13 protein-coding genes are annotated in these 17,437 nt (G+C 39.7%); 4 read left to right on the top strand and 9 right to left on the bottom strand.

Translation table 11 applies throughout. The annotated features are described in order from the left end of the window. Positions 1-2: 2 nt before the first annotated feature. The 6 genes from KZZ04_RS09805 to KZZ04_RS09780 all read right to left on the bottom strand — a co-directional run bounded on the left by KZZ04_RS09805 (position 3) and on the right by KZZ04_RS09780 (position 5,972). Complete coding sequence (locus KZZ04_RS09805; protein ID WP_219422604.1) at positions 3-650, bottom strand: tetratricopeptide repeat protein; 648 nt, start codon at positions 648-650, stop codon at positions 3-5. A 28-nt stretch (positions 651-678) separates the two neighbouring features. After that, positions 679-1,449 (bottom strand): SDR family oxidoreductase, encoded by a 771-nt coding sequence (locus KZZ04_RS09800; RefSeq protein ID WP_219422603.1) that lies wholly within the window; start codon positions 1,447-1,449, stop codon positions 679-681. Further along, complete coding sequence (locus KZZ04_RS09795) at positions 1,446-2,135, bottom strand: TenA family transcriptional regulator (protein ID WP_219422602.1); 690 nt, start codon at positions 2,133-2,135, stop codon at positions 1,446-1,448. Before KZZ04_RS09795 ends, KZZ04_RS09800 begins: the two co-directional genes overlap by 4 nt. Next, positions 2,128-3,603, bottom strand: a complete 1,476-nt coding sequence (locus KZZ04_RS09790; protein WP_219422601.1) for an AMP-binding protein — start codon at positions 3,601-3,603, stop codon at positions 2,128-2,130. Before KZZ04_RS09790 ends, KZZ04_RS09795 begins: the two co-directional genes overlap by 8 nt. Continuing rightward, positions 3,600-4,253, bottom strand: a complete 654-nt coding sequence (locus KZZ04_RS09785; protein WP_219422600.1) for a thermostable hemolysin — start codon at positions 4,251-4,253, stop codon at positions 3,600-3,602. Before KZZ04_RS09785 ends, KZZ04_RS09790 begins: the two co-directional genes overlap by 4 nt. A 150-nt stretch (positions 4,254-4,403) precedes the next feature. Continuing rightward, positions 4,404-5,972: a sensor domain-containing diguanylate cyclase gene (locus KZZ04_RS09780; RefSeq protein ID WP_249310683.1), complete on the bottom strand. Its 1,569-nt coding sequence runs from the start codon at positions 5,970-5,972 to the stop codon at positions 4,404-4,406. 305 nt (positions 5,973-6,277) lie between these two features. Between KZZ04_RS09780 and KZZ04_RS09775 the strand changes: the two genes are divergently transcribed. From KZZ04_RS09775 to KZZ04_RS09765, 3 genes are all read left to right on the top strand, one after another. Continuing rightward, positions 6,278-8,089, top strand: coding sequence for a glycoside hydrolase family 3 protein (locus KZZ04_RS09775; protein WP_219422599.1), 1,812 nt, complete (start codon positions 6,278-6,280; stop codon positions 8,087-8,089). A gap of 1 nt (position 8,090) precedes the next feature. After that, positions 8,091-8,816: a 5-oxoprolinase subunit PxpA gene (locus KZZ04_RS09770; RefSeq protein ID WP_219422598.1), complete on the top strand. Its 726-nt coding sequence runs from the start codon at positions 8,091-8,093 to the stop codon at positions 8,814-8,816. A gap of 160 nt (positions 8,817-8,976) precedes the next feature. Next, positions 8,977-11,001, top strand: coding sequence for a S9 family peptidase (locus KZZ04_RS09765; RefSeq protein WP_058405419.1), 2,025 nt, complete (start codon positions 8,977-8,979; stop codon positions 10,999-11,001). Between the two features lie 591 nt (positions 11,002-11,592). Here the strand turns inward: KZZ04_RS09765 and KZZ04_RS09760 are convergent. Continuing rightward, complete coding sequence (locus KZZ04_RS09760; protein ID WP_219422597.1) at positions 11,593-13,194, bottom strand: isocitrate lyase; 1,602 nt, start codon at positions 13,192-13,194, stop codon at positions 11,593-11,595. Between the two features lie 233 nt (positions 13,195-13,427). Here KZZ04_RS09760 and KZZ04_RS09755 point away from each other — a divergent pair, with 233 nt between their 5' ends. Further along, entirely contained in the window at positions 13,428-15,608 is a 2,181-nt protein-coding gene (locus KZZ04_RS09755) for a malate synthase G (RefSeq protein ID WP_219422596.1), read from the top strand. 273 nt (positions 15,609-15,881) lie between these two features. Here KZZ04_RS09755 and KZZ04_RS09750 read toward each other — a convergent pair whose 3' ends face one another. Together KZZ04_RS09750 and KZZ04_RS09745 are read right to left on the bottom strand one after the other, a co-directional pair. After that, entirely contained in the window at positions 15,882-16,607 is a 726-nt protein-coding gene (locus KZZ04_RS09750; RefSeq protein ID WP_058405417.1) for a YebC/PmpR family DNA-binding transcriptional regulator, read from the bottom strand. 121 nt (positions 16,608-16,728) lie between these two features. Next, the gene (locus tag KZZ04_RS09745) at positions 16,729-17,346 is read right to left on the bottom strand and encodes an HAD family hydrolase (RefSeq protein WP_219422595.1); all 618 of its coding nucleotides are present in this window, start codon (positions 17,344-17,346) and stop codon (positions 16,729-16,731) included. Positions 17,347-17,437 lie beyond the last annotated feature (91 nt).

Raw genomic sequence — 17,437 nt, 5'->3', positions numbered from 1 at the left:
ATTTATCTCTTAAGTTTTTTATCTACTTTTACTTGTAATTGGCTAATGGCTTGTTGACGATATTCATCAGCTTTACGTCGGTGCTCTCGTATACCCGCTTTTTGCGCGACCTCTAACCGTGCTTTAGCTTCTTTGTATTCACGTTCACCATACAAAAATTCGCTGTACAAGTAGTTAGTATCAATACCTTGCGGATTAGATGCAAGTGCCTGTTTAAAAAGCTTTTTAGCCTTATCATCATCGCCAAAACCTATAGGCCAACCAGGTACTTTGCTATAAAGCGTGGCTAAGCTCGCATACGCAGAGCCTCCAAGTGCTGTGCCGTCAATTTCAAGTGAATGCTCTAGCGATTCTTTTGCTTGTTTTGCATATCCCAGAGCCCCGATCCCTCCTTTTGCTCCAGCAAAACTGGCTAGTACAATGCCATGCCAAATATGTGATTGTGCAGAATTTGGGTAGTTTTGCACAAATAATGTTGTTTGCTCAGTTAGATCTGTGAATGCTTTTATTTGCGCATCGTCTTCAAGTTCATAATTGGCAATTGCCCATTGTTGTTGAATGGCGAGTAGATCTTGTGATTCATCTGCTTTGGCTGATATTGATAATATACTTAACACAATTAAATATAACGCTAGGGTCATTTTATACATAACTTTATCCTCGTGTATTCGTTTATTTTTAACTTAAAAATCGTTTTATTATTGATAGTTGTTTACCAATTGCGCCATCCACAATGCTTGGAAAGGCACCGTTAATACGCACAAATAATTTTTCTGGAAAACCAATAAAGCGTCTTTTTTTACTTGAATTAATTAACGTTAATAACTCTTTTGCTACGCGTTCAGGTGTATCCATTTTATTACCAAGCGCTTTGTTCATTGCACGGGTTTGATCATTGTTAATACTTGTATCTGTAGCTCTTGGTGCTAAATAAGTCACATTAACTCCAGAGCTATTAAGCTCACGAGAAAGGGCTTCGGTGAAACCCCGTAAACCAAATTTACTTGCACAATAAAGTGTGTGATAGGGGTATCCAATACTGCCTAACGACGATCCTACATTTACTATTATGCCTTTTGAGTTTTCTAGCTGTTGCAAAAACAATTGGCATAATTTTATGGGGACCAATAAATTGGTGCTCAATACCGAGTCTATTTGATCACAACTGGTTTGCTTCAAACCTTGCACAACATTAATGCCTGCGTTATTAACCAACAGCTTAGTACCACCGAGTTGGTTTGCTTTTATAGCTAAATTAACGCGGGTAGCTTCATCGGTTAAATCACCAATAAAAACCTCACTATTTGGGAGCGTTTTGTTTAAGGCTTCAAGGGCTTGTTTATTACGCCCCACCAACAATAATGACCAACCTTGATCATGTAACATTTTTGCAAAAGCTTGCCCTATTCCACCCGAGGCACCGGTTAATACACATAGAGCCCCACTCATACAGATGCACTTTGCGTAGTAGTCTTAAAAAAGGGGTCACTATCTAAATCGCGAAATATATTCCCGTATAAACGATAAAAACACTTTGCACCATGGATGATTGCTTGTTGATCGGCCTCATTGGTAATTTTGTTCATCAGGTCTTCAAAAAACTTCACATGCTCAATATCTAAGGCACCATGAGAGGTTAAATAACTAAACGCTTTTTTTGATAAACCCACGGCGCTTGCAATATTTGATGCAGCCCCGTCGGCCAGTGCTATAGAAGTACCTTCGAGCACATGGACCATACCAAAAAAGCTCAATGGGTTTTTACGAGCAATACTGTCGTAGGCATACGACACCATTATTTCTGTTGCAAACTGTGGCTTGGAATGACGCACGCGCTCTTTATCAAAACCACAAGCGGCAATATCGTTAAGCACCCATTCTTGATGGCCAATTTCTTCTTCAATGTATTCTGCTACCGCTTCGCGTAACCATTCTTGCTCATCAGATAAACGCGCGCCAACTGACATCATTAAAGGAACCGTGTGTTTTACATGATGATAAGCCTGCACCAGAAAAGAGGCATATTCTTCAAGCGTTGCTTGTCCGTTAAATACACGCTGTATAATTGGCGCAGCTAATAAGTACTCACGCTCGTTTTGTGTTTGTGCTTTTAATGTATTAAAAAAATTACTCATTAATTACTTCTCCAGGTCGGTAAAATTGTTCGAAAACATGGTGGTAATGGCGACTAATTGCTTGTCGTTTTGGACGATTATTAGTTGTTAACAACCCTTGTTGAGCAGTTAATGGCTTAGCTATGCAGTGCCATTTTTTTATGCGAGCGTAATCAGGTAATTGTTGGTTTACGTTATTTATAAGTAGAGTTAAGCTTTGTTTGTTTAGTGTTGAATTGACGTAAATAATGGCGGTTAAAAAGGGTTTACCTTCGCCGAAAACAACCGCTTGTAAAATGCCACTTTGGCTTAGCAATAATGATTCAGGCCATTCAGCATTCACATTACGCCCCATACTGGTAATAATTAGATTTTTTATCCGTCCTTTAATAAATAATGTATTATTTTGTTGCTCAACCAAGTCTCCGGTGGCGTACCACTGGTTTTGATCGTGTGGCGGGTGATTTAAATACCCTAAAAACAGGTCTCCCTTAATATATAATTGATTGTCTGTAATCTTGGTTTGAATATGAGGAAGAACACGACCTGCACTATGGTAATTATCGTTTTTGACTGTGTTTAAGCTAACTACCGACGCTGCTTCAGATAGTCCATAACCTTGATAAACAGGTAAATTTAAATTTCTAGCTTTAACAATTATGGTTTTATCTACAATCGCCCCACCCACTGCTATAAACTTGAGTGACTTAGGCGGCTGCCAGCCTTGTTCTGCAAAAGTAACAAGGCATGTTAAAAGCTCTGGCACCAATATAAGTGTATTAGGATTTACTTTATCAATAGCGTTAATAAGTGCATTAGGTTGCGCTAACGAAGACCCTACAAAACCGAGTTCGTTCAGTGGTATTAAATGAACTTGACCGCCACTTTTCAAAGGCGCATATACACCTGCTATGTTTTCTAGAAGCACCGCCAGTGGTAATAAACATAAATGCACAGGCTGATTAATATTAATATTAATATTATCGCACAATGATTGCGCCACTTGCATTTGACTGTGAGCAGACAAACACACCCCTTTTGGCTCACCTGTCGAGCCTGATGTAAATGTTACTTTTTGGGTCGTATCGAAGTAGTTAACTGCTTTACTCACTGTTTGTGAGTATATATACAAACAATAGCAATCAAATAACATAACACTGAGCGCTGGGTGCTTGTTAGGACCAGGCAGAGTATCTGTAATAAAAATAGCAGCGCCACATTGATTGAGTACATACTGCGTTTGTTGCTCGCTAAAAAATGGAGCGATAGGTATAGCGACTTTATCGATTATTCGCGTTGCAAAATCTAAGGCTAGCCATGCAGGGGTGTTATCAAGCTGAAAAGCAACCACATTTCCTTTAAAAGTCTTTAAAGTATTAGCCAACGTTGTGGTTTGTTGGTCAAACTCTTTTCCACTTATTTCATGGGTTTTATTATTACTGTGTGAAACAACAATAGCTGCATTTGATTGCGTATCATATAAACTCATATTTTCACCAATGCATTCGCTAATGTATCAATTTCATGCTGGTTTTGACGCAATAAGCTATATAGCTCTGTTGTTTTTACGATTTGTTGGTGAGCTTGCTCTAAACTCACAACACAGACTGTTGGTTGATTAGCGTAATAACTTCCCCAACTTAATGGGTTTTCTACTACAAAGCTGTTAGCAACAGCAATTTCAGTGCAGTTAACACCTAACAGTCGAAGCATAGCTCGTACTTTTTTAGTGGCGCAAAATACTAAAAATTTAGCTCCAGTATGGTAAAGCGCCTCGTTAACAACAATGAAATGCCCAAGCGTTGCCTTTCGATGTGTAGAGCATAAATTACCTAGCTCAAAAATTTTACTACGCGGAGTTTGTTCTAATAAAAAGTGCTCGATGGGCTCTGCCGTGTACTGCTCAATAAATAAGGAAGAGGTAGCTTGCCTTAAACCTAACGTACATTGCCCCTCACTTGTTGTGTATTGGCAAAGTAGCGGCATAAATGATTTAAGCGTTGCATTGTAAGCCACTAAAAACCCCTCTTTTACTGCGGCCTCTAGTTCATTTCGATGCTCATCATTCACTCGAGCACTGATATAATGTGTCGGATTAGATGTGTAATTTAGTGGTAAGTTTGACTGTGCTAATTGCATAAACATCGCCCGTTTAAGGAGTATGTTTATAATTTAAAGAGCGAAACTTAAAGAAAACTTAAGGAATAAAAAAGCCCCTAAATAAATTTAAGGGCTTTTAAAGTAAACCTTATTCCAGCTAAAGGTTAATTAAGGTTTAACATGTGTAAATTAACTGGGCTCTGCCACTACACAGCGGTTACGGCCATGCTCTTTAGCATGGTATAGGGCTTTGTCTGCACATTTGTATACTTGGTCTATGTTATTGCTGTGGGTTGGCCAAGTTGCAATTCCGATTGAAACGGTAATGAACCCGATTGTTTCCATTTGAGTTGTTTCCACCGTGGTGCGTAATCGTTCTGCTATTTTTAGGGCGCTTTGGCTGTCTTCGTGAGGCAATACAAGTAAAAACTCCTCACCACCAATACGCGAGACAATATCCCCTTTTCGAGAGATATTTTTTATAATGTCAGCTAATATTTTAAGTGCTTCATCGCCTTTATCGTGCCCAAAAGTGTCGTTTACACGCTTAAAAAAATCGATGTCTATTTCTAAAATAGCGAACGGCGTGTTGTTAAGCATAAGCTGGCTGAGCAAACCATTTAAGCTTCTGCGATTATGTGTGTTTGTGAGCGGATCGGTTTGAGCATCGTGTTTTAACTGGCCGATTTGTGTATGCAATATATTTACGCCGTTAAGCATAGCAAGCTTTAGCTTTTGGCTTTCAAAGTACCACGATTTAATGCGTTTTAGTTTATCTATACTATTTGCTTCGTCGAGCCTATTAACGCTATTAGCCAACTGTTTTAATGGCCGGGAAATAAAATGCGAGAAAACACCAATGAGTATAAAAGTCACTAATGCCATGGGAAGTGTTCTTGCAAATACTTCCATAATTAATGTATCTAGAGAAGAAAGCGTTGCTTTTACTGGGCGCTGAGCAACTATCCCCCAATTCGCAGCTGTTACAGGTGCAAACCCTGCAAGCATTTCTACATTTTTACTATTTAATACTGTAACTTGGCCCGACTGCCCTGTTATAACCGCATTGATCACCTTGTTATTGGTAACGCTTGTTCCTATGCGTTTTTTGTCTGGGTGGTATAATATTTGTTTACTCCCGTCGACCACATATATGTGCGAGCCTCCTTCATAAAAATGTTGCTCTAGAAGATCATTTAATATGTTTCTTTCTTTTAGATAGAGCGAACCGCCAACATACCCTAAGTAATTACCGTTTTTATCAAACAAGGGATGCGAAATAAAAATAATTAAATTTTTAGCCGCCGACATATACGGCATACTAATTAATGGTTTTTTTTCTTTCAAAGCTTGTGATGAGCCTGGTGAGGAAATTGATTTCCCTATAATTTCAGGCAAATAAGGAGACGTAACATGTATGATTCCATTTTTATTTATAACAACTGAATTAAAGCTATTTGTTTGCAAATTTAAGCGCGTTACTTCTTCTTGTAATAGTGAAGCATCGTTAATGTTTTGCTCAATTTTATTTGCAGAATAGGCCAGCTGTTGTTTTGCTGACTCTAGGAAATTATCGGTTGCTGAGGCAAGTTTATTAGCATAGGCATAATTACTTTTTAATGTGTGATTTATCAATTGCTCTTTTTGTACTTGGTATGTGGAATAAAAACTACTAATAAGCGTTGCCAACGACGCAGAAAAAGCCAACAGCACAATAAGAAGACGAAGATTAAGCACAGGAAATAATTTATTCAGCAAAAGTAAACTGCCCACAGTACACTGCCATTACAGCAAGTACTTTGTTAAAGAGTATCTACGATTATACCTCGTCACTCATTAATTATCTAATATTTGAGCACATAGTGTATTTTTAATAACCAGCCAAATAACCATCTATTACACTGTGACGTTATATTTCCCCGTAGTAACTAGGCTGCGCTTATTTTGCAGTTATATAAAAAAATAGATAAGCTGCTTTCACTTGTTCATTTTATTTAGCTTTGGAGTGTATTTTGCTAAATAAGTATGTTTTATCGTCAATTATTTTTATATCTGGGTGCTTAATGCCATCACTTACTACGGTTGCAAAACCGGCTCTTTCTCTTGAGCAAAAACTAGGACAAAAGTTAATACTCGACTTTCGTTATTTTTGTGAACAAGGCACACGTGAACATTGCAGAACACCAATGACAGAGTTACCAAAACCATTGGCACAAGCAATCAGCGACTATAACATTGGTGGCGTTATATTGTTTTCAGAAAACACCCAGTCAATTGAACAAACTATTGCACTTAATAACCAACTTCAAATCGCTGCCAGTAAATCAGCAAGCAAACTGCCGCTATTTATATCAATAGATCAAGAAGGCGGTCGAGTTGCAAGGCTGCCGCGTGATGTTGCAACCTCGTTTACGGGTAATATGTCTATTGGCGCAACCTATAAACAGCAAGGCGTTGACTTTGCGACTAAATCGGCAACCGTTATTGCCAAGGAGCTAAGCGCACTGGGTATCAACGTCAATTATGCACCCACCATTGATGTAAATATGAACCCAGACAATCCGGTAATAAATGTACGCTCGTTTGGTGAGAACCCACAACGTGTGGGTGAGCTCGGCGCAGCACAAGTTGCTGGCTTTGAAAGTAATGGCATAATTACATCGCTCAAACATTTCCCGGGGCATGGCGATACTCACGTTGATAGCCATACAGGGCTTCCTAATGTTGGCCACTCAAAAAGTATTATTTACGAACAAGATTTAGCCCCTTTTAAACATATTATTGCCGAGCAAAACCCCGGTATGATCATGACAGCGCATATACAATATCCGGCGCTTGATAGTTCAACGTTTGTCTCTGTAGAAGGCAAAACAATGGTTAAACCCGCCACTATGTCGCGCACTATCATTACCGATATTTTAAGAGGTGAGCTTAACTATAAAGGTGTGGTGGTTACCGACGCACTCGATATGGCAGGGATCAGTCAGTTTTTTTCACCCACTCAAGCGGTTATAAATACGTTTTTAGCTGGCGTTGATATTGCGCTTATGCCAATAGAAATAAGAACTCCCGATGATATAACAAAGCTTGATGAGCTTATTAAGTCGTTAGTTAACGCTGTTAAATCAAATCAATTAGATGAGCAAGAAATATCACAATCCGCTGCGCGTATTGTTTCACTTAAAAATGCATTTGAGTTATCCACTGAGTTTGATCCTATTAATGCAGTCGTTCATGCAAAAAGTATAATTGGTAACGAACAGCATAGACAAGTAGAAGCAGAGCTTGCTCTAGCAGCAATAACACAAGTAAAAAACACACAAAATACATTGCCGCTAAATTTAAATGATGGCCAACACATACATATTATTATGCCCGACACGCGCAAATGTATGGCTATGCAACAAGCAATTGAATCGGTAAGTTCATCATCTATTACTTTTAGCTGTAGCAGCTTACAAGGGTTTGACTCTGCGAAAGCAACCCTGAGCATTAAAACCGCTGATGTTGTTATAGCGGGTAACGCCACGCCGAATCAAAGTGCGGTTGAAATTGGCGGTATGGATGACTTAGCCGATAACCCAAGCTTTGCTTTAAATAACGCAGAGCAACCTAAAGCGCTTGAGTCACTGCTTGCCATGGCTAATAAATTTAATAAGCGTACTGTATTTATAAGTTTGAGAGCCCCTTACGATATCGCCAAATTTTGCGACTATGCTCACAGTGTATTGGCCTCTTATGCTTACAATATTGATGTAGACAAGCATGAGCGTGTTTCAGGCCCTGCGTTTACCGCACTCGCTAAAGTAATAGTGGGGCAAGCCACTGCCAATGGCACCTTGCCTGTTACCATTAAACCGCAAAAAGGCCATTAACATGAAACTCAATTGTGATTTAGGCGAAAGCTTTGGTTCATGGAAAATGGGCCTTGATGATCAAGTTATGCCGCATATTAATATGGCCAATATTGCTTGTGGTTTTCATGGCGGTGACCCTGATATAATTGCAACAACATTAAAGTTAGCTAAACAAAACAACGTAATGGTAGGGGCACACCCAAGTTATCCTGATCTTCAAGGGTTTGGCCGACGCTCTATGGCGATATCAACAAGCGAACTAACTAATTGTATTCATTATCAGATAGCGGCTCTTGAAGGCATGGCAAAAATACAGGGGCTAACTTTAAGCTATGTAAAACCACATGGTGCGCTTTATAACGATATGATGGCTAATAACGACCTATTAGCAACCGTTATATCTGCTGTCGCGAGCTACCCAAGCACATTAAAACTGATGATTTTAGCCACCAAAAACGCTGAAAAACACGTTCAGTTAGCTAAACAGTGTAATGTTGAATTAATACTCGAAGCGTTTGCAGACAGGCAGTACACCGATGAAGGCTATTTAGTTTCTCGTAAGCTCGATGGCAGCGTGCTAAATAAGCACGCCTTATTGGCGCAGGTAAAACAGCTATTGCAAAATGGCAGTGTAACCACACGCTCAGGTAAGCAGCTTATGCTTAATGCGCACAGCCTATGTGTTCATGGCGACAATAATGATGCAATTGAACTCATCAAAGAAATAAAAGCACTTTGTGACTAAAGTTTACTAATTAGTGAAAGCTGTAAACCCCCTTTACAGCTTTTATAACTCTACTAAATTAATGCAATTATAGAGTTATTTATGAGCTTCATCGCATTGTGCTGTTAATTTAATAATCCCTCACTTATAACTGTACATACGTTAACAACAGGGATTAATAATGAAACAGTTTTTAGCACTTAGTCTTATATTAAGCGCAAGCCATTTAGCCAGCGCAAAAGACGATACACACACATTGCAACTTCAAGATATATTCGACTTAGAATACGCCAACCAAATAGATATTACCGACAACGGCAAAACCGTTTATTTTGTGCGAAACCGCATGGATATAAAAACAGACCGAAAAGTCGGAAACATTTGGTCTGTTGATTATAAAACCAAACAAATGCAGCCACTAACGTCTGGCGTGCATATGGACTACTCCCCTGTTTTATCGCCCGATGGTGAGCGCTTAGCGTTTATTTCTACCCGCGATGGTAGCAGCCAAATTTATATGAAGTGGCTTAAAACCGGTGCTATTGCCAAAATAAGTAATTTAACCAGTAGCCCTCGCGCTATTAACTGGACTCCCGATTCAAGCCAACTTGTGTTCAGTATGTTTGTACCAAGCAAAACCGTAACACCTGTCAATTTACCAGGAAAACCTAAAGGGGCTACGTGGGCAGAGCCTGCTAAATTTATTGACGATGTATACTATAGAGCTGATGGCGGCGGCTACTCACAAAAAGGCTTTAATCAGTTATTTATACTTGATGCTAACGGCGGAAATGCTAAGCAACTTACCCGTGATGAATTTGATAGCGCTGGCGATGTCAGCTTTAGTAAAGATGGTAGCTCACTGTATTATTCAGCTAATAGGCATGAAAATAACCAGCTTAAACCCACAAATACTGAAGTATATAAGCTAAACCTTACTACATTAACCATTGAAGCCATCACTGATAGAAATGGCCCAGATCAACAGCCAAAAGTCTCGCCTGATGGTCGTTACCTTGCTTATACTGGCTACGATGACAAGCGCACTAATTACGAGAACACTCAACTTTATATTCGTGATTTAAAAACCGGTGATACCCAAAGCCTAACTAGCGATTTCGATCGCAGCGTTGGCCAAATAAAATGGAACGCAAATTCAAAAGGCCTCTATTTTAGCTATGCCGATGAAGGCCAAACCGCACTCGCCTACCAACCTCGTAGTGGTAAACGTAAGGTGATCACCGAAAAAATTGGCAGTGTGGCATTCGGCCGACCATACTCAGGCGGGGATTTTGATGTAAGCAATAACGGCGATATTGCTTTTACACTTGCCGACACTCAACGCCCTGCAGATATAGCAACTATTAAACGCGGTAAAACTGAGCGTTTAACCACGCTTAATAGCGATGCGCTGGGTGATAAACAACTGGCTAAAGTAGAAGAGATTTGGCTTAAATCAAGCCATGACCAATTACCTATACAGGGCTGGATTGCCTACCCGCCAGGATTTGATAAATCTAAAAAATACCCTCTCGTACTCGAAATTCATGGCGGGCCAGTGGCTAATTACGGCCCTCACTTTAGTGCCGAAGTTCAGCTTTTTGCAGCAAAAGGTAATGTGGTGTTATACATGAACCCGCGCGGAAGTGACTCATATGGGAAAGAGTTTGCACAAACTATTCATCATAATTACCCAAGTAATGACTTTGATGACTTAATGACTGGGGTTGATGCACTTATTGCAAAAGGATTTATTGATGAATCTAAACTATTTGTTACCGGAGGCTCTGGCGGAGGTGTACTAACTGCTTGGATTGTTGGTCACACTGACCGATTTGCTGCTGCCGTTGTTGCAAAACCCGTTATAAATTGGATCAGCTTTGTACTAACTGCTGACTTTTATCCTTTTTTTGCTGATTACTGGTTTCCAGGCAAACCTTGGGACCACATTGAGCATTATATGAAACGCTCGCCAATTAGTTATGTAGGTAATGTGACTACCCCTACAATGCTACTAACAGGTGAAGCTGACTACCGAACACCCATTTCTGAAACAGAGCAATACTACCAAGCGCTAAAACTACAAGGTGTAGACACCGCTATGGTTCGTATACCTGCTGCATCACATGGCATTACAGCGCGCCCGTCTAACTTAATGACTAAAGTGGCTTATATTCAATGGTGGTTTGATAAGCACAGTAAATAACTTTTCATTTGAGTTGATTATTAAAAGCCACTTTTTTAAAGTGGCTTTTGTATATATGCAAAGTGTAAACCCCCTTTACATTTTAATGACACATCTCATATCGGACTTAACCCATTTCTCAGTTAGTAAAATTTCGGTTTATAGCTTTTTTTATAACTTGAGTTAGTAAAAAACCGGTTTGAGTCACTGTTTATAGCCTTTCAGTTAGTAAAAATTTGTTTTGTGGAAGGTAAGCGTTGGTAAAAAATCGGTTTATAAATTAAGTTTAAGCGCTAAAAACAGCAAAAATTAACGCATTTCAATACTTTCATTGCTCTTTTAAGCCCCTTTACAGCAAAATAATACTTACAAAACACTTTAATTAAGCGGTTAGTTAAACTCTGATCTACAAATACGGTTAGCTAGTTAAATCGTGATCTGTGTATCTGTTGTTAGTAAAACTATGATCTACAATACCTAAGTAACCTGATGTAAGCCTTATTCCTCATAAAAAATCGCTTTAAATATGGCTAAAGACCTTGTTATTAAGAAAGACTTTATTGCGCATAAAAAAAGGGCCTTACGGCCCTTGAGTAACACTATCTAGAAATTTTAGAACTGGTTCATGGTGTTATCTTCACCACCGGCTTTTAATGCGTTATCACCAGAGAAGTACTCTTTATGTGTATCACCAATGTTTGAACCTGCTAGGTCTTGGTGTTTAACAGAAGCCTGTTCACGACGAATTTCTTGACGTTGAACATCACGCACATAAGCAAGCATGCCTAGGTCACCAAAGTAGCCCTCTGACAAAATATCTGTGCTAAGTGCTGCTGTGTGGTAAGTAGGCAGCGTAATTAAGTGGTGGAAAATACCTGCTTCACGTGCACCATCACGTTGGAAGTTCTGTACAAGTACGTCAGCAGCAGCGGCAAGCTCTGTTGCATCCATTTCTGGCGCCATCAATGCTTTGTTGTCGCCTAAGCTTGGGTATGCGCTAAGGTCGCGGCCTTCTTCGGCCCACTCTTGATAAACTTGCTCACGGAACTTAAGCGTCCAGTTAAATGAAGGTGAGTTGTTGTAAACTAGTTTAGCGTTTGGTACTTGCTCTTTAACGCGGTTTACAAGTTCAGCAATTTGTTTTACGTGCGGCTTTTCAGTTTCAATCCACAATAAATCTGCGCCCGATTGAAGGCTAGTAACACAATCAAGTACTACGCGGTCTTTCTCCGTTCCTTCACGGAACTGGTACAGACCATTTTCAAGGCGAGTTGGCTTACAAAGATCACCGTTAATTTTCATCGCCGTATCACCCTCGTTCAAGTCTTCTACGCCATTAATAGGTGTCGTCTCTAAGAAGGCATTATACTGGCTTGCTAAATCACCTGGAGTTTGTGATACCGGTACTTTTTGAGTCAAGCTAGCACCTAATGAGTCAGTACGAGCAACAATAATACCGTTATCGATACCTAGCTCTAAAAATGCATAGCGAACCGCATTAATTTTTGCTAAAAAGTCTTCGTGAGGTACGGTTACTTTACCCGCTTGGTGACCACATTGTTTAGCATCAGATACTTGGTTTTCGATTTGAATAGCACATGCACCGGCTTCAATCATTTTTTTAGCAAGTAAGTAGGTTGCTTCTTCGTTACCAAAACCGGCATCAATATCGGCAATAATTGGAACCACGTGCGTTTCAAAGTTGTCGATTTTATCAAGCACAGCTTGAACGTCGCCGCCATTCGCTTTTGCCTCGTCTAGGTCATTAAATAAGTGGTCAAGCTCACGGGCATCGGCCTGCTTTAAAAATGTGTAAATTTCTTCAATAAGCGCTGGTACAGATGTTTTTTCGTGCATACTTTGGTCTGGTAACGGACCAAACGCAGAGCGAAGTGCAGCAACCATCCAACCACTTAAGTAAACATAACTACGTTTAGTTGTTTTTTGGTGGCGTTTAATAGCCATCATCATTTGCTGGGCAGTAAATCCATGCCAACACCCTAAAGACTGTGTGTACTGGCTTGTATCTTTATCGTAAGCGGCCATATCTTCACGCATTACGTCTGCTGTGTATTGAGCAATTTCAATCCCAGTACGAAAACGATTTTGTAAACGCATGCGAGTTGCATACTCTGGGTTAATTGCCTGCCATGCATTACCTTGAGATTGGCATAAAGTAGAAAGTGTATCGGTTTCGCGTTGATATGTTGTCATAATAAAGTCCTTCGAACGGGTATATAAATAATTTATGTTGTGAGAGTGGCGACGTTGCTAGTGCTCCGTAGCGCTTAATTCAACATTAGGCTTATTTTTCAGATTTAGTAAATTTATAGTTTTTATTACGACTATATTTTTTGTGAATATCAAAAACACACTCAACATGACTTTTTTACGTTATTGTTGCTCAAACGCACAAATACTATGGCGACCGTTTAAGGAAGGCAATTATGACCCACACTCTCACACATTCAGGACTCAGCGTAGATTTAGAGCTTGCTGACTTTGTTAAAACTCAATTACTACCTGGTACACACTTATCAGAACACCAATTTTGGCAAAGTTTTGCAAAAATTGTTCAAACACTTACGCCAATAAACAAAGCATTACTGGCCAAACGAGAACAACTGCAGCAACAAATTGATCAATACCACAATGAAAATAAAACGTGGAATAGCGAGCAATACCAACGCTTTTTAAGTGACATTGGCTATCTAGTACCAGAGCCTGCTAATTTTAAAATTGAAACACAACAGGTTGAACCCGAAATAGCTGTTACAGCAGGCCCACAGTTAGTTGTTCCAGTAAGTAACGCACGCTTTGCACTCAATGCGGCTAACGCACGCTGGGGCTCTTTATACGACGCCTTGTATGGGACTGACGTATTAAGTGAAGATGACGGAGCCGAAAAAGGCACTACCTATAACCCTGTTCGTGGCTTTAAAGTAATGGCATACGCACGCCAGTTTTTAGACAAAGCACTCCCGCTTGAAAACGGCTCGCACATAGAAAGCACTAACTATTCTGTTGTAAACGGCGCACTAGTTATTACGCTACGAGACAGCTCTCAAACCACGTTAGCTGACCCATCTCAGTTAATTGGCTACCAGGGAGAAGCACAAAACCCAAGCGTTGTATTACTTAAAAACAACGGCTTACATATAGAATTACAGATAGATCATCATCATATTATTGGCCAAGCTGATAAAGCGGGTTTAAAAGATGTGGTACTTGAAGCGGCTCTAACCACTATTATGGATTGTGAAGACTCTGTAGCCGCTGTCGATGCACAAGACAAAGTACAGGTTTATAAAAACTGGCTTGGTTTAATGCAAGGTAACTTGGTTGAATCGTTTAAAAAAGGCGATAAAGTCGTGGAACGTACGCTGCAGAGCGACAGAACATATACCTCTACTGATGGCGCTGCTATAACACTTAAGGGCCGTAGCATGATGTTTGTCAGAAACGTTGGCCATTTAATGACAAACCCTGCTATTACTGACGTTTACGGAGAGCCGGTTTTTGAAGGCATAATGGATGCAATGTTTACTGCCACAGCCGCCCTACACGACTTAAATAAAACGTCTGGCGTAAAAAACAGCAGTGCACAGAGCATTAATATTGTAAAACCTAAGATGCATGGCCCAGAAGAAGTTGCGTTTACAAGTACACTGTTTACTCATGTAGAAGAGGCATTAAACTTACCAAAAAACACCTTAAAAATGGGTATTATGGATGAAGAACGTCGTACATCTGTAAACTTAAAAGCATGTATAAATGAAGCAAAACAACGTGTTGTATTTATTAATACTGGCTTTTTAGACCGTACAGGCGACGAAATTCACACATCAATGCAAGCGGGTGTTGCGCTCCCTAAAGCCGAAATAAAACAACAGCCGTGGATCTGTGCTTACGAAGATCGCAACGTCGATATTGGCCTTGCCTGTGGATTAAGCCAAAAAGCTCAAATAGGCAAAGGTATGTGGCCTATGCCTGATAAAATGGCGCTAATGATGGAGCAAAAGTTAGCACACCCTAAATCGGGTGCTAATACAGCATGGGTGCCCTCGCCTACTGCTGCAACTCTGCATGCTATGCATTACCATGATATAAATGTTTTTAGCGAGCAAGACGCAATCGCTCAGCGTGCCATAGCGAGCCTTGACGACCTGCTTACTCCACCACTGATGCAAGACCCATCGTCACTTTCAAAAGAAGATATACAAAGTGAGCTGGAAAACAATGCGCAAGGTATTTTAGGTTACGTCGTAAGATGGATAGACCAAGGTGTAGGCTGCTCTAAAGTGCCAGATATTAACCATGTCGGACTAATGGAAGACAGAGCAACACTTAGAATTTCAAGCCAACATATGGCTAACTGGTTATTGCATGGTATATGTACACAAGAACAAATTACATCCACAATGGCAAAAATGGCTAAGGTAGTAGACGGCCAAAACGAACACGATAAAGCCTATACCCCAATGGCCAGCAGCCCTGAAACACTAAACAATAGTATTGCGTTTCAAGCTGCCCTCGCCTTAGTACTTGAAGGAACAACACAACCTAGTGGCTATACTGAACCGTTATTACATAGCTACCGTATACAGTATAAGTTACAGCAAAGTTAATACACTCCAAATGTTTAACGCTGTATCTTAATTGTTTATTTCGTGTCAAAACCAGCCTCAGGGCTGGTTTTTTATTATTTAAATTAAATAACAAGCACACCGGTATTCATATCAATGTGTATAAATACAATAAAAAGTGCACATTTTAAAATAGAAACACATAAATCAATAACCTCTATGAATACCTAACATTTCTGTAAATACAAAAAAGCGTGTTTTGTATACACAAAACACGCTTTTTAATTTTATTTGCTATAAATAAACGAAGTTAGGTTATTTTTTTATAATTGCATTGTGATAAACATTTTGTACATCATCACAGTCTTCAAGCATGTTTATAAATTTATCGAAGTTAGCAATAACCTCTTCGTCCTCAATATCAATGTTAACTTGAGGGATAAAAGTAATTTCGTCTACCTCAAAGTTAATACCTTCAAATGCGTCTTCAAGCGCTGTTTTAGCCTTAAAGTATTCTGTAGGCGGTGCAAAAACCGAAATTTTTCCATCTTCAGCCTCTACATCAGCAACGTCAACGTCTGCCATCATTAGCGCTTCTAATACAACTTCATCGTCATCGCCTGCAAAACCCAATACCGCGTAATGATCAAACATGTGCGCTACACAACCAGGCGTACCTATTTTTGAGTCAGTTTTAGTAAACGGCAAACGCACATCTTTAATTGTTCTGTTTGGGTTATCGGTTAAGCAATCAACAATTACCATACAGTTGCCAGGGCCATAACCTTCGTATCGAGCAACAGCATAGTCCTCTCCTGCTCCACCGGCTGCTTTTTCTATTGCTTTGTCGATAACATGTGCAGGAACTTGATCTTTTTTAGCTTTTTCGATTAGACGACGCAAAGTTTGGTTTACTTCAGGATCGGGTTCACCATTTTTAGCCGCAACGTAAATTTCTTTACCGTACTTTGAATTTACTTTTGTTTTTGCATTGGCTGTTTTGATCATAGAACTTTGACGAACTACAAATGCTCTGCCCATTATGTGCCTCTAATAAATACATTACTTTTTAATATTTTAACAATTCAAAGCAAGTTGGGCTAGTAAACCTTACGTGCATTTTATAGGTAATGTATACAACTGAAATTAATCAGCGGCTAATTTAACATAACTCTACTTTTTTAGCGTAGCTTTCAACTAAAGCAACTAAGTCGTAAAAATCATGCAAAACGTAATCGGCTTGATCTGCATAAGACGGCGTTTCATCTGGAGCGTATAAACATGCACGCATTTTAGCATTGTGTGCTGCCTGAATGTCGTACAAATAATCGCCCACATACAGCAGGTTATCAGCACTTATGCTCCAAAGCGTAGCAATGGCATTTAATGCACTCGGATCAGGTTTAGCGGGTGCATCACTTCGTGTAAGCACTGTACTGATAGGAAGGGGGTTATTTTTTAATTTAAGTGCAGCGGCTTTGTCAAAATTGCGCGTCACGATTGCCATCGGAATATTTCGTTCATGTAAAAGTGCAATGGCTTCACTTACGCCAGGTAGTAACGTGGCATGTTGGGCGTCTAGTAATTCATGCTGATGAACAATGTTCATTGCCTCTTCGCGCATGTAAGGAGAAGGAAGTTCCGCTATAAAGTCGAGTAAATCTTCGTTATCGGGACAGCCAATTTGGGCTTTAATAAGTGAAAAGTCGAGCTCTGACGATACTAATGTACCATCTAGATCAAAAATAACACCATGGATAGCCTCTACCTGAGTCGTCATACCAATCCTTGTTTGTGAAAATAATTAGTTAAGCTTTTTTCAAACATAAAATTCTCTGAACTTACACCCTTAAATGGGAACAGTTAATACT

This window comes from Pseudoalteromonas sp. CR1, from assembly GCF_019392235.1.
Lineage (GTDB): Bacteria > Pseudomonadota > Gammaproteobacteria > Enterobacterales > Alteromonadaceae > Pseudoalteromonas.
This window is presented reverse-complemented; position numbering and strand designations above follow the sequence as displayed.